Annotated in this window: 14 protein-coding genes; 10 read left to right on the top strand and 4 right to left on the bottom strand. The window is 40.6% G+C overall.

The features are described 5' to 3' along the window. Positions 1–13: 13 nt before the first annotated feature. The gene (locus tag ADS77_RS17005; protein WP_054455482.1) at positions 14–634 is read right to left on the bottom strand and encodes an L-threonylcarbamoyladenylate synthase; all 621 of its coding nucleotides are present in this window, start codon (positions 632–634) and stop codon (positions 14–16) included. Then, positions 627–1,484 carry an RNase RNM gene (gene rnm / locus ADS77_RS17000; protein WP_054455480.1) on the bottom strand — a complete coding sequence of 286 codons (858 nt, stop codon included), beginning with the start codon at positions 1,482–1,484 and terminating at the stop codon, positions 627–629. Before rnm ends, ADS77_RS17005 begins: the two co-directional genes overlap by 8 nt. 421 nt (positions 1,485–1,905) lie before the next feature. Here rnm and ADS77_RS16995 point away from each other — a divergent pair, with 421 nt between their 5' ends. The 6 genes from ADS77_RS16995 to trpA are packed head-to-tail and all read left to right on the top strand — an operon-like array spanning position 1,906 to position 8,545. Beyond that, the gene (locus tag ADS77_RS16995) at positions 1,906–3,474 is read left to right on the top strand and encodes an anthranilate synthase component 1 (RefSeq protein WP_054206261.1); all 1,569 of its coding nucleotides are present in this window, start codon (positions 1,906–1,908) and stop codon (positions 3,472–3,474) included. A gap of 1 nt (position 3,475) precedes the next feature. Next, the gene (locus ADS77_RS16990; protein ID WP_054455478.1) at positions 3,476–4,093 is read left to right on the top strand and encodes an aminodeoxychorismate/anthranilate synthase component II; all 618 of its coding nucleotides are present in this window, start codon (positions 3,476–3,478) and stop codon (positions 4,091–4,093) included. A gap of 8 nt (positions 4,094–4,101) precedes the next feature. Continuing rightward, positions 4,102–5,172, top strand: a complete 1,071-nt coding sequence (trpD, locus tag ADS77_RS16985; RefSeq protein ID WP_054455475.1) for an anthranilate phosphoribosyltransferase — start codon at positions 4,102–4,104, stop codon at positions 5,170–5,172. Continuing rightward, entirely contained in the window at positions 5,165–6,529 is a 1,365-nt protein-coding gene (trpCF, locus tag ADS77_RS16980) for a bifunctional indole-3-glycerol-phosphate synthase TrpC/phosphoribosylanthranilate isomerase TrpF (protein WP_054206258.1), read from the top strand. Before trpD ends, trpCF begins: the two co-directional genes overlap by 8 nt. 7 nt (positions 6,530–6,536) lie before the next feature. Continuing rightward, positions 6,537–7,721, top strand: a complete 1,185-nt coding sequence (gene trpB / locus ADS77_RS16975) for a tryptophan synthase subunit beta (protein WP_054206284.1) — start codon at positions 6,537–6,539, stop codon at positions 7,719–7,721. Next, complete coding sequence (gene trpA, locus ADS77_RS16970; protein ID WP_054206257.1) at positions 7,718–8,545, top strand: tryptophan synthase subunit alpha; 828 nt, start codon at positions 7,718–7,720, stop codon at positions 8,543–8,545. Before trpB ends, trpA begins: the two co-directional genes overlap by 4 nt. A 53-nt stretch (positions 8,546–8,598) precedes the next feature. Here trpA and ADS77_RS16965 read toward each other — a convergent pair whose 3' ends face one another. Beyond that, on the bottom strand, positions 8,599–8,868 hold the full coding sequence (locus ADS77_RS16965) for an HU family DNA-binding protein (protein WP_054206256.1): 270 nt from the start codon (positions 8,866–8,868) through the stop codon (positions 8,599–8,601). Positions 8,869–9,065: 197 nt separating this feature from the next. On the opposite strand from ADS77_RS16965, the gene ADS77_RS16960 reads away from it, so the two are divergent. Continuing rightward, positions 9,066–9,653 carry an inner membrane-spanning protein YciB gene (locus tag ADS77_RS16960; RefSeq protein ID WP_054206255.1) on the top strand — a complete coding sequence of 196 codons (588 nt, stop codon included), beginning with the start codon at positions 9,066–9,068 and terminating at the stop codon, positions 9,651–9,653. A gap of 60 nt (positions 9,654–9,713) precedes the next feature. Then, positions 9,714–10,355 carry a CPBP family intramembrane glutamic endopeptidase gene (locus tag ADS77_RS16955; protein ID WP_054206254.1) on the top strand — a complete coding sequence of 214 codons (642 nt, stop codon included), beginning with the start codon at positions 9,714–9,716 and terminating at the stop codon, positions 10,353–10,355. A 49-nt stretch (positions 10,356–10,404) separates the two neighbouring features. On the opposite strand, the gene ADS77_RS16950 is transcribed toward ADS77_RS16955, so the two are convergent. Further along, positions 10,405–11,829: a sodium-dependent transporter gene (locus ADS77_RS16950; protein WP_054206253.1), complete on the bottom strand. Its 1,425-nt coding sequence runs from the start codon at positions 11,827–11,829 to the stop codon at positions 10,405–10,407. A 211-nt stretch (positions 11,830–12,040) separates the two neighbouring features. On the opposite strand from ADS77_RS16950, the gene ADS77_RS16945 reads away from it, so the two are divergent. Together ADS77_RS16945 and ADS77_RS16940 are read left to right on the top strand one after the other, a co-directional pair. Continuing rightward, positions 12,041–12,343 (top strand): YciI family protein, encoded by a 303-nt coding sequence (locus ADS77_RS16945; RefSeq protein WP_054206252.1) that lies wholly within the window; start codon positions 12,041–12,043, stop codon positions 12,341–12,343. 391 nt (positions 12,344–12,734) lie between these two features. Next, entirely contained in the window at positions 12,735–12,998 is a 264-nt protein-coding gene (locus ADS77_RS16940) for a PepSY domain-containing protein (protein ID WP_054206251.1), read from the top strand. Positions 12,999–13,001 lie beyond the last annotated feature (3 nt).

Below are 13,001 nucleotides of genomic sequence, written 5' to 3'. Positions count from 1 at the left end.
GTGTTTAACAAGGTTATTCAAATGGAGTTGTATCACCGCAGCCAACACGTAGCACTTCAACTGTATCTTCTGAAAGATCAATCACTGTCGTTGCTTGTTCGGCTAAGTAACCGCCATGAATAATTAAATCAACCAAAGGGCCTATGCGATCGCGAATTTCATCTGGATCAGATTCTGTAAACTGCTCATCGGGTAATATTAATGAACACGACATCAATGGCTCGCCTAATTCAGCGAGTAACGCACAGGTAATTGGATGCTCTATTACACGAATACCAATGGTCTTTTTCTTGTCATTTAATAGCCGTTTAGGGACTTCTTTAGTTCCTTTGAATATAAATGTGTACGGCCCAGGAGTATTATTCTTAATTAGCCTGAACAATTGATTATCTACGCGAGCATAGGTCGAAAGCTCAGATAGATCGCGACACACTAATGTAAAATTGTGGTGTCTCTCAATGCCACGAATACGTTCAATACGCTCTTTGGCTTGTTTATTCCCTAAATTACAGCCTATTGCATAGCCTGAATCTGTCGGGTAAACCACTACCCCGCCTTTCTTAATTATATCGACTGCTTGATTAATTAATCGTGGTTGTGGATTATCTGGATGAATATGAAAAAAATCACTCATGTGTTACTCCTTCTTGCCCTTCCCAAGTTTGCCAAACGCCTTGGCAATCTTTTGGCAGATATAAGTTTTTTCCTAATTCTAGCCAACTAGTAGGAAAATGAAAATCAGACCCTTGCGAGCACAGTAAGCCGTATTCACGGCTCAATCCACCCAAGAACTGTCGCTCAGTGGGTGCTTGTTGTGGTTGTGCAACTTCCATTGCATCGCCACCAGCATCTTTAAACTGACTTAATAATTTGCGCAGCCATTTATTCGACATTTGATAACGCCCAGGATGGGCAACAACAGCGACGCCACCTGCGGCGTGAATTGCCGTAATCGCTGTTTTCATGTCACACCAATCACTTGGCACATACCCTGTTTTTGCACGACCAAGGTATTTTTTAAATACGCCTGGTATTGTGGTTGCAACACCACGCGTGATCAGCGCTCTTGCATAATGCGCGCGGGTTATCTGTGCATCACCAGCAAGCTCCTGCGCTTGTTCATAAATGCCATCAAAGCCATTTTTTTCTAAGCGTCGGCCAATCTCTATTGCTCTAGCAGCACGCTTTTGTTGCTGTATAGTGAGTAAACTGGTCAATGCTTCTTCATTGATATCTACATTTAATGCCACAATATGGATCTCAAAACTTTCCCACTTGGTGGAAATTTCAACACCTGTGATCAAGGTTAATGGCAGAGACTCGTTTTTTATATAGGCTTGAGCGGGTTTCACCGCAGCGATAGTGTCATGATCCGTAATCGCAAACACATCTATATTTTTTTCAACTGCACGCAATAATAACTGCTCAACACTTAGTTGCCCGTCAGAATGCGTAGTGTGGCTGTGTAAATCGTATTTTATCAAAAGAGAAGACTGCTCATATTAAATGTGCCAAAGTTGTTATTAAGTATAACAAAAAATTTTAATAAATTGTTTTTAATAAATACTTGACATTAACGCCGTTGATACGGTTTACTGTAGTCACTTGAGACACATTAAGAACAAAAACAATGACCAATTCAATCCAAAACACTATCTGGTGGTGGCACTCGTAAATTATCGGGTGACGAATTGTCGTGTCTAACACATTCAAACCCGCTTATTGCGGGTTTTTTTATATTTAAATTTTAGGGTAACAAACATGAATAACGTAGCAACTCTTACACATCATTGGTGGTGGCGCCTGGTATAGCGGGACGGTAATGGTCTATCTAAAACATAGATATCGTTATTCAAACCCCGCATAGCATAGCTTGCGGGGTTTATTTTTTTGAGGGAATGAGGTTTGATTTTTAGTCATATAACAACAACGCCAGGTGAAGTTACCAGCATCACCCAAGTGCGAGAGTACATCCATAGCCCATTAGCTCTTTACGGGCTGCTTGATAAAGACAACTCATTGTTATTAGAGTCAGCCGAAATTGATTCTAAAGACAGTGTTAAGAGTTTAATTTTAGTCGATTGTGCGCTTAAAATTATCTGCGCGGGCAAAACAGTTACGGTAACAGCGCAATCTAATAATGGTCAGCAATTATTGCCTTATTTACAAAGTAAGTTAGAAAATTGCCACACTCAACTAAGCGAACAAACCCTGACTATTGAGTATAAGGGCTGTGATAGCGACATTGATGAAGCCACTAAGCTTATCGCCGATAACGCATTTAGTGCTCTACGCTGCTGTATAAATAATATTAACAGCACCACTAACAATCCTTTTTCGCTATTCTTAGGCGGTGTATTTGCCTACGATATGGTGGCCAACTTTGAACAACTAAGTGATGTTCCTGATGGCGATAACAGCTGCCCTGATTATGTATTTTATTTAGCCGAAACCCTTGTCATTATTGATCATCAAGCTAAAACAACGGAGCTCATTGGAAATGTGTTTAACGGCCCTGATGTTCATGCTAATTGCTTTGAGGTAGGAAAGAAGCTTGAACGCTTAAATACATTATGCGACCAAGCTGATAATTTTAGTGCAACACAAACAATGGGCGCCAGTGATGTAACTGTTGATATCAGCGACGAAGTTTACTGCCAACAGGTCAAAAGTTTGAAAAAACACATTGTTGATGGTGACATCTTTCAAGTTGTTCCATCGCGCACTTTTTCACTGCCATGTGCAAACTCGCTACATGCTTACAGCCAACTAAAAAAACAAAACCCAAGCCCGTATATGTTTTACATGCGCGATAGTGAATTTGCTTTGTTTGGTGCATCTCCGGAGTCAGCTTTAAAGTTTTGTGCACAGTCACAACAAGTTGAAGTGTATCCAATTGCAGGCACCCGCCCCAGAGGTAAGTTTGCCAATGGTCAAATTAATCCTGATTTAGATAGCCGTATTGAGCTTGAGCTACGTAATGATCAAAAAGAACGTGCTGAACATTTGATGCTGGTCGATTTAGCACGTAACGACGTAGCCCGTATTAGCGTACCCGGTACTCGTCATGCCAAAGAACTATTAAAAGTAGACCGCTATTCTCAAGTCATGCATTTAGTGTCTCGCGTTGTGGGGACTTTAAAACCTGACCTTGATGCCTTGCATGCTTATCAAGCCTGTATGAATATGGGTACACTTGTTGGCGCACCTAAAGTCAGTGCCGCAGAGCTAGTACGTCAAACTGAAGGTAAACGTCGAGGAAGTTACGGTGGCGCGGTAGGTTACCTTACTGGTGATGGGGCAATGGATAGCTGTATTGTTATTCGCTCAGCCTTTGTAAAAAATAACATAGCCTACGTTCAAGCAGGTGCTGGTGTGGTACATGACTCTGACCCGCAATCTGAAGCAAACGAGACTCGCGCTAAAGCACAAGCAGTTATCACAGCGATTCAATCGACGTATCAAGGACACTAAAATGAGCGTAACTAACAATAAACTAACGGATGTAAAAATCTACTTTTTAGATAACTTTGATTCATTTAGTTATAACTTAGTCGACGAACTTTCTATGTTAGGCAGCGATTTAGTGGTATATCGTAACAACATAGATGCACAGGTTATTTTTGAAAAAATGTGCAACGAAACTAAGCCGGTCATTTTAGTGCTATCACCCGGTCCAGGTACGCCCTCAGCCGCAGGCTGTTTAATGGCATTGATTGAACTATGTAAAGGACACTTCCCCATGCTGGGGATTTGTCTTGGCCAACAAGCATTGACACAAAGCTATGGTGGGGTTATTGGCCATGCTGGCGAAACCGTACATGGTAAGTCGTCAATCATTGAACTTGGTGAACACCCCGTTTTTGCAGGTATGGGGGAGCGTATACCAGTAGCCCGATATCATTCACTTATGGCAACGCAGGTACCTGATAGTGTAAAAGTAATTGCTAACTATGAAGCAATTCCAATGGCAATCTATCATGCGCAAGATAATGCTTTGGGTTATCAATTTCATCCTGAGTCTATTTTGACGCCAAATGGCGCCGCGCTACTTCAACAAAGTATGCAATTTTTAGCTAACGCAAAGCAGTAGAGGACTTTATGTCAGTAAATCAACAATCAGCCACGCACAACACAAGTGCCCTCATTGATGTGTTACTTACACAAACATCATTAAGCTTTAGCCAAAGCCAACAGTTATTTGATGCGATAATGCAAGGTAAAGTAAATGATATTGCGCTCTCAGCATTATTAGTCGCATTGAAACTCAAAGGTGAAGTAAGTGACGAAATTGCAGGCGCAGCTGCTTCCATGCGTGCTAATGCCGTTCCTTTTAATACAAAATTAGCAATGTTAGCTGACAGTTGCGGCACTGGCGGCGATGGCTCAAACACCATTAATATTAGTACTACCGCGGCCATTGTTGCAGCCGCCTGCGGGATTAATATGGTTAAACACGGTAACCGCAGTGTATCGAGTAACTCAGGCTCCGCCGATTTACTAAAAGCGCTGGGTATTAATATTGATATGACACCAGATCAAGCCGTTGCGTGTTTAGAACAAACTGGGTTTACCTTTTTGTTTGCGCCGCATTACCACAGTGGCGTACGCCATGCGATGGAAGTACGGACAACGTTAAAAACCCGTACTATTTTTAATATTTTAGGGCCTTTAGCAAACCCCGCAGCACCTGAAGTGCAATTGCTCGGTGTATACGACGAAAACTTATGCTTAGCGATGGCGCAAACACTAAAAACCCTCGGTACAAAGCGCGCTATGGTAGTTCATGGTTCCGGCACCGATGAAATCGCCTTGCATGGTAAAACGACCGTTGTAGAGCTTAATAATGGAGAACTTCGCCAGTACACACTCAGCCCTGCTGATTTTGGTCTTGCAAACTATTCACTTGAACAACTCGCCGGTGAAGGTCCAGAATATAACGCCAATGCCAGTCGCGCCATTTTAGCAGGCACAGGGACGGATGCGCATAATGCAGCAATTATCGTCAATGTTGCCGCACTGTTGTATCTCACTGGTAAAGTCGAAAACTTTAAAGCAGGCGCACAACACGTCGTTGAGGTTTTAAAAAGTGGTCGCGCCTTAAACACATTAAACACTATTGTAGAGCAAAGCCATAAAGCCGTAACAAACTCAGAGGTAACCAATGGCTAACGTATTAGACAAAATCGTCGCAGATAAGAAAATAGAGCTGGCTGAGCGTAAAGCAAAGCGCCCCCTTGAGAGCTTTAAAGCACAAGCAGTACCAACAAATCGTGATTTTTATAAAGCCTTAGCAGCACCTGGTACACAGTTTATTTTAGAGTGTAAAAAAGCTTCTCCTTCGAAGGGCCTAATTAGAGAGCCATTTGACTTAGCTGAAATTACAAATGTTTATAAAAACTACGCCACCTGTATTAGTGTATTAACAGATGAAAAATACTTTCAAGGAAGTTTTGATTACCTAGAGTTTGTACGCAGCCAAGTTGAACAGCCACTGATCTGTAAAGACTTCTTTATTGATGAATACCAAGTTTACATGGCTCGAATTTATGGTGGCGATGCAATATTGTTAATGTTATCAGTGCTTGATGATAAACAGTATCAACTATTGGCAAGCGTAGCGCGCAGCTTAAACATGGCTATTTTGACTGAAGTGAGCAATGAAGAAGAAGTAGTGCGTGCATTAGCACTTGATGCACAGATCATCGGTATTAATAACCGTGATTTACGTGATTTAAGTACTGATTTAGCTACAACCGAAAGACTGCGTACACTTATTCCTGATGACAAAGTCGTGATCTCTGAATCTGGTATCTATACCCATCAAGATGTAAAACGCTTAGCACCTTTGTGTAATGGCTTTTTAATTGGCAGTTCATTGATGGCTGAACGTGATTTAGAACGCGCGTGTCGTCGCGTAATTTTAGGTGAAAACAAAGTCTGTGGTTTAACTCGCAGTGAAGATGCCATTAATGCTTATAAAAGTGGTGCGGTATTTGGTGGATTAATTTTTGCGCCTAAATCACCGCGTTATGTTGACCTTGATTGCGCCTTACAAATAACTCAAAGCGCCCCGCTCGCTTATGTGGGTGTATTTGTAAATGAAAGCATTACAAATGTCGCTGAGCATGCAACAAGCTTAAAGCTATCTGCAGTGCAATTACACGGCCAAGAAGACAATGATTACATAAATACACTGCGCCCTTTACTGCCGCGTGGCTGTCAAATTTGGAAAGCTCAAGCAATTAAAGATAGCTTGCCTGAACCTATTAGTGGCGTTGATCGTCACCTATACGATACCCACAGTGATACACAAGCTGGCGGTACAGGTAAAACATTTGACTGGGCAATTTTAAAAGATGTAAAACAGCCGTTTATGCTCGCAGGTGGTTTAAATGCAGACAATATTCAAGGCGCTTTATACCAAGGTGCTCATGGCCTAGATTTAAACTCTGGGGTTGAGCAAAGCGCAGGCAAAAAATGCCAACAAAAATTAAATGATGCGTTTATCAGCATCCGCAAATATTGAGGTTAATATGAATAATCCAGCTTACTTTGGCGAATTTGGCGGCATGTTTGTCCCAGAATTGCTTGTTCCAGCGCTAAAACAACTAGAAAATGAGTTCAATAAATCACAAACAGATCCGGCTTTTCAAGTTGAACTTGAAAAGTTACTTAATGAATATGCCGGTCGCCCTACACCGCTTACATTAACCCGTAACTTAATTAAAAACCCAAAAGTAAAACTATACTTAAAACGTGAAGACTTACTCCATGGTGGCGCGCATAAAACCAACCAAGTATTAGGTCAAGCATTATTAACAAAGCGCATGGGCAAAAAAGAAGTTATTGCTGAAACGGGTGCCGGACAACACGGGGTAGCCACAGCACTTGCATGCGCACTACTGGGTTTAAAGTGCCGTATTTACATGGGCGCAAAAGACGTTGAACGTCAGCAACCTAATGTATTCAGAATGAAACTAATGGGCGCAGAAGTTATTCCTGTAACCGCAGGCTCTGGCACACTTAAAGATGCTGTAAATGAAGCGCTGCGTGACTGGTCAGCAAATTATAAAGAAGCACACTATTTACTGGGCACAGCCGCAGGCCCTCACCCATTCCCAACCATTGTCCGTGAGTTTCAAAAGGTAATTGGTGAAGAAGCAAAAGAACAAATATTAAAAGCAGAAGGTCGTTTGCCTGATGCTGTACTAGCCTGTGTTGGTGGTGGCTCTAACGCCATTGGTATGTTTACTGACTTTATTGACGAACCTAGTGTTAAATTAATCGGGGTCGAGCCTGCGGGTAAAGGCCTTGATACTCACGAACATGGCGCAACAATTTGCAAAGGCACCAAAGGTATTTTACACGGTACATATACTTATATTATGCAAAACGATGATGGCCAGATAGAGGAATCATACTCTGTTTCAGCAGGTCTTGATTACCCTGCAGTGGGCCCACAACATGCATTTTTACATGAAACTGGCCGGGCTCAGTATGTGGGTATTACAGATACAGAAGCACTTGAAGCATTTCAGCTACTGGCTAAAAATGAAGGGATTATTCCTGCGCTAGAATCAAGCCATGCGCTTGCTTACGCACTCAAGTATGCGGAGCAGCTAACTGAGGAGTCCATTTTAGTGGTCAATTTAAGTGGCCGTGGTGATAAAGACTTAGCACATGTTATGGATGTACTTTCAAAAGGAGAAAACGCATGAGCCAAACTGACCAAAAAACCGACCGCTACGGCAAAATGTTTGCAGCATTAAGCGAGCAAAATCAAGGCTCATTTGTCCCATTTGTGACTATAGGTGACCCAAATAAAGAGCTTAGTGTTGAAATAATTAAAAGTTTAATTGATGGTGGCGCAGATGCGCTTGAATTAGGGATCCCATTTTCAGACCCTATTGCTGATGGCCCGGTTATTCAAGCGGCAAACATTCGCGCCCTTGATGTACACATTAACACGCAAGATTGTTTTGATATCATTAAGCAAGTGCGCCAATACAATGCAGATATTCCAATTGGCTTACTGTTATATTCAAACTTGGTGTTTAAACGGGGCCTAGAAGCTTTTTATAAAGATGCCAAAGCGGTCGGTGTTGATTCAATTTTAGTGGCTGACGTACCACTTCACGAATCTAAAATGTTTCGACAAGCTGCAATGAGTAATAACATTGACCCAATTTTTATCGCCACACCAAATGCGCCTGATGACACACTACGTCAATGTGCATCTTATGGCCGCGGTTATACCTATTTGCTTTCACGTGCTGGTGTGACAGGTACTGAGACCAAAGCACAAATGCCAGCGAACTCTATTGTTACTAAACTAAAAGAGTATCACAGTGCACCAGCATTACTCGGTTTTGGTATTTCAACGCCGGAAGATGTAAAGGCAGCCTTGGCTGCTGGCGCTGCTGGCGCTATTTCAGGCTCTGCGGTGGTTAAAATTATTGAAACAAACCTTGATAACCCGCAAGCTATGTTAAGTGGTTTAAAAGAGTTTGTAGCTACGATGAAAGCGGCTACAGTACGTTAAAACACCATTCATTAAAAAAGGGCCTGAATAGGCCCTTTTTATTTAACAATGCCTCAAAGGTTATCTTTTAGCGCTTTGGCGGGCTTAAAAACCGGCTTGTTAGCGCCTTCAATTTCAATCACTGCGCCCGTTTGCGGATTACGCCCTGCTCTTGCCGGATAATAACTTAACGCAAACGTACCTAAACCATTAACTTGCACTTGATCGCCTTCTGATAATGACTTAGTTATAGCCGCTAACATACTCTCTAAAGCTGCTTTAGAGTCTTTTTTAGTTAATTCACTGTGTGCTGACATGGCACTGATAAGTTCTGCTTTATTCATAAAATGCTCCTAAAGACGCCGCTAAACCTAACTAGGTTCACGGATTTTGGTAATGGTCGAATACAAAGCCAAGCAGGCTAAGGGTTAGTTACCCCTAAGTCAACCTTGTAAAGAACACAATAAGTTGATACAACCACTGCAATTATTTTGGTGTTATACAAGTTTTATCAAATTGGTATTAAAATTACGGGCATTCTATGCATGCAATAATTGAATTCATTCCGCTTATTTTATTTTTTGTGGTCTTTAAATTGACTGATATCTACTGGGCAACAGCCCTATTAATGGCTGCCACATTGATTCAGGTGACTTACTCTTATTTTAAAACAGGTAATGTCCCTGTACGCCAATGGCTATTTTTTGCCATTGCCATCATTTTGGGCACGCTGACACTGGTTTTTCATGATGAACAGTTTGTTAAATTTAAAGCGACCATTATTTATGCGGTAATTTCTTTAAGCTTACTCATCAGCCGCTACTTTTTTGGCAAAAACTTAGTCAAGAAAGCACTGAGTTCAGTTTTGCAAACAGCATTTGAATCAGAGCAAGAGGTTGCCGTACCAGAGTCTCTCTGGGATAAACTCAACATGTTATGGATGGCCATTACTGCCGGAATATCAGCATTAAACATTTACATTGCCTATAACTTCTCACTCGATTTTTGGGTTAACTTCAAAGTATTTGGTTTAATGGGGATTACTTTTATCAGTATTTTTACCACTATGATCATATTGTATAAATACTTACCTGATGAAGATGACGAAGTCGATAGTAAACACCTTTAACGTCATAAATCTGTCGTCTTTACTTGTTAGCCTAGGATACAAAATCACGCTGAGACGACCTTGAACGCCAATCAATACCGCTGGTTTGAATTTACACTTATATTTATTTGCTTGCCTTTAATTGGGTTTTATCTGCGTGCTTATTTAGCAAACTGGCTGATCCCCGCACTTATTATATTAATGAGTGTATGCGGCATGCTCTTACTTGGTGATCCTCACTTTAAACGCTTTAGGATTACCAGCCTTGGCCAATTTTCGGCTGTTAAACGTCGGTTGTTTAGTTTCTTTTTTATAGGTGCTCTATTTTCTGGCGTATTCTACGGAATAATTAATCAAGGAAATTGGTTTGTTATGCCACGAAACTCACTTCAAGACTGGTTAATGTTACTCATTCTTTATCCTGTTTTGTCTGTGATGCCACAAGAATTAATATTTAGAACCTACTTTTTTCATCGATATAAGCGCATTATGCCAAACAAAACGGTGCGAATTCTCGTCAGTGCCACGGTGTTTGCATTAGCGCATATTGTTTATGCTAATTGGGTGGCTGTAATACTCGCATTTATTGGCGGTTTATTATTTGCGTTCACCTATGCACAAAGCCGTTCGACGTTTGTGTGTGTAATTGAGCATAGCTTGTGGGGCTTGTGGATGTTTACATTGGGGATAGGACAATATTTAGATTCTGCAATAGTGCCTTAAACAAAAGCCGCGCTAAATAGCGCGGCTTTTGAATCAAAAACTACCTAACTTAAAAACCAAATATACTCACTGCAAAAAATTTCGTCGCAACAGTATTTACCAATATTACTGTTAATATCACAGGAATAAACGTAGAAAGAGAAAAGTTTACGTACTTTTCAGTAAAGCTACCCGCATAACTAGGGCAACCTTGGCTTAATTCTTCACTTAAGCGAACTTTCTTCCAGCGGTACATAACAAATAAACATACCATCAAACCATTAAGCGGTAAAATTGTGTCGTAAAACACATCATACACAATATCAAATAAGCTTTTTGAACCACCGCCATAGTTGGTAAATGATGTTAATCCTTCAACCATACCAAATGACATTGTGCACAATACTGTCAGTACACCAATACTACCCGTTAAGATAAGCAACGCCATTTTACGGCTGATACCTTTACGATCACATAATGTTGCCGTTGGTACTTCAACGATTGATACTAATGATGTTATCGCCGCAAAAAATACTAATAAGAAAAAGATAAACGCAACAATTGATGCGCCTACATAACCAATATCAGTTTGTAGTGCTAACAATATTTTTGGTAAAAATTCAAAAATCATTGATACAGAAGAATCTGAAAGCTTAGTTGGGTCTGTCTCAGGATTAAAACTAAAGATTGCTGGTAACACCATTAAGCCGGCAATAAATGCAACTAACGAATCTGTTACCGCAACCATTTTAGCACTGCCTACAATGTCGTCTTTTTTAGAAATATACGATGCATAGGTCATTAAAATACCCATACCTAAAGACAATGAAAAGAATGCTTGTGCTAATGCACCATTGAGTACGCTCGCGTTCATTTTAGTAAAGTCAGGGATAATATAGTATTTAACACCTGCCATAGCATTATCAAGGGTCAGTACATAAACAACCAACGCGATTAATAATACAAACAACGCGGGCATTAAAAATTTCGCTGCCTTTTCAATCCCTTGCTTAACACCACCGACAAGAATCAAGTTAACAATTAGCGCCACAACCGCCATATAACCGAACACGCTTGAGCTATTTATAAATACCCCAAAACTTTTAGGGTCAGCCAACATATCTAAATTACCGAGTGCTACTTGACTCAAATAACCAAATATCCACACGGTGATAACCATATAAAAAACAGCAATCATAAAGGGGGTTAATACAGCTAAAAAGCCTGCAAACGTCCACTTTTTATCATTACCAGAGAGCAACTTATATGCATTTAATGGATCTTTTTGTGCTTGGCGGCCCATTGCCATCTCAGCCATCATTACGGGTAAACAAATAAAAACGACAAACAGTGCATAAATAAGTAAGAATGCACCACCACCATTTTTTGTTGCCGAGACAGGAAACCCAACTAAGTTACCTATACCAACTGCAGAGCCTGCCGCTGCTAATATAAAACCTAGGCGAGAGCTAAAGTGCTCACGATTATCGCTCATTTAAAAACCTTATTATTATTTTTTAACATCCCAGCGACTCTAACAGTGTTGTGCTGGGCTTTTCAAGCATATTCAGTTTAAAAGTATAATGTGGCTGTAAACCACACAGTCAACAAATCAAAGGTTAAGTAATCGCAATTTATTCGCCTAACAGATCTGCTGTGCTAATATCGAAACAATTTCAATAATATTAAAATGTAGAGAACACACTATGCTGTATATGATTTACTCAACTGATGTTGACAAGAGCTTAGCGTTTAGAAAGGCAGCCCGACCAGCCCATTTAGCACGTTTACAAGAGCTAAATGAACAAGGCAGATTACTCACTGCAGGCCCTCTTCCTGCAGTTGATAATGATGACCCAGGTGAAGCTGGTTTTACAGGCTCTTTAGTTATTGCTGAATTTAACTCGTTAGAAGCTGCACGTGAATGGGCTGCTGCCGACCCTTATGTCAGTGGTGGGGTATATGACAATTCTGTTGTTAAACCCTTTAAAAAAGTATTCCCAGCTTAAACCTTAAAATTATACCCAAACCAACTCAAGATGCAGAATTCAGCGCTTCACCGAGTTGGTTTAAAAGCGAATTATACGGGCGTTATTGATTTGAACAATAGAACCACTATTATACCAATCAGCGTAGATATGGGGTCTATTTAATGACAAGAACACTGCGCTATAACGGGCGTGCCTAAATCGCTTTTAATTCCAACTGAAACGCGCATATTGAGGTGGCTTGGGTATATCCCTAGTCTCATAATTGCAATTTGAGCTGCACAGTTCAGTGTTTGTTCACGAGTTGTTAATTAAACTCATCCAGCTTAAATCATGTTTTTCATGATTTTTACTTGAGTTTTAGCTAGTTGGTTCATTAAACTAACAAGGTCTGGTTTAGGAGTTGCCCATCATGCGTATGTTATTAGCCCTTGGCGTCGTCATTTTTACACTATTTTCGTTCTCTTTTTCGAATAATAGTTATGCTGACTCTCAGGTAAATAAAACACCCATCACAAAAAAACAAGCGGTTGAGCTTGCTAAAAAAATAGAAGATGGTAAAACTCTCAAAATTACCGTACAAAATGACGTTTATACCGTAAGAATATTAAAAGCTGACGGCCATGTTGTCGACATTCACGTAAATAAAAAAACCGGCGAAGCGAAAAAGGATTAAAAA

Origin of the sequence: Pseudoalteromonas porphyrae (genome assembly GCF_001298125.1) — a bacterium.
Classification (GTDB): Bacteria; Pseudomonadota; Gammaproteobacteria; order Enterobacterales; family Alteromonadaceae; genus Pseudoalteromonas; species Pseudoalteromonas neustonica.
This window is presented reverse-complemented; position numbering and strand designations above follow the sequence as displayed.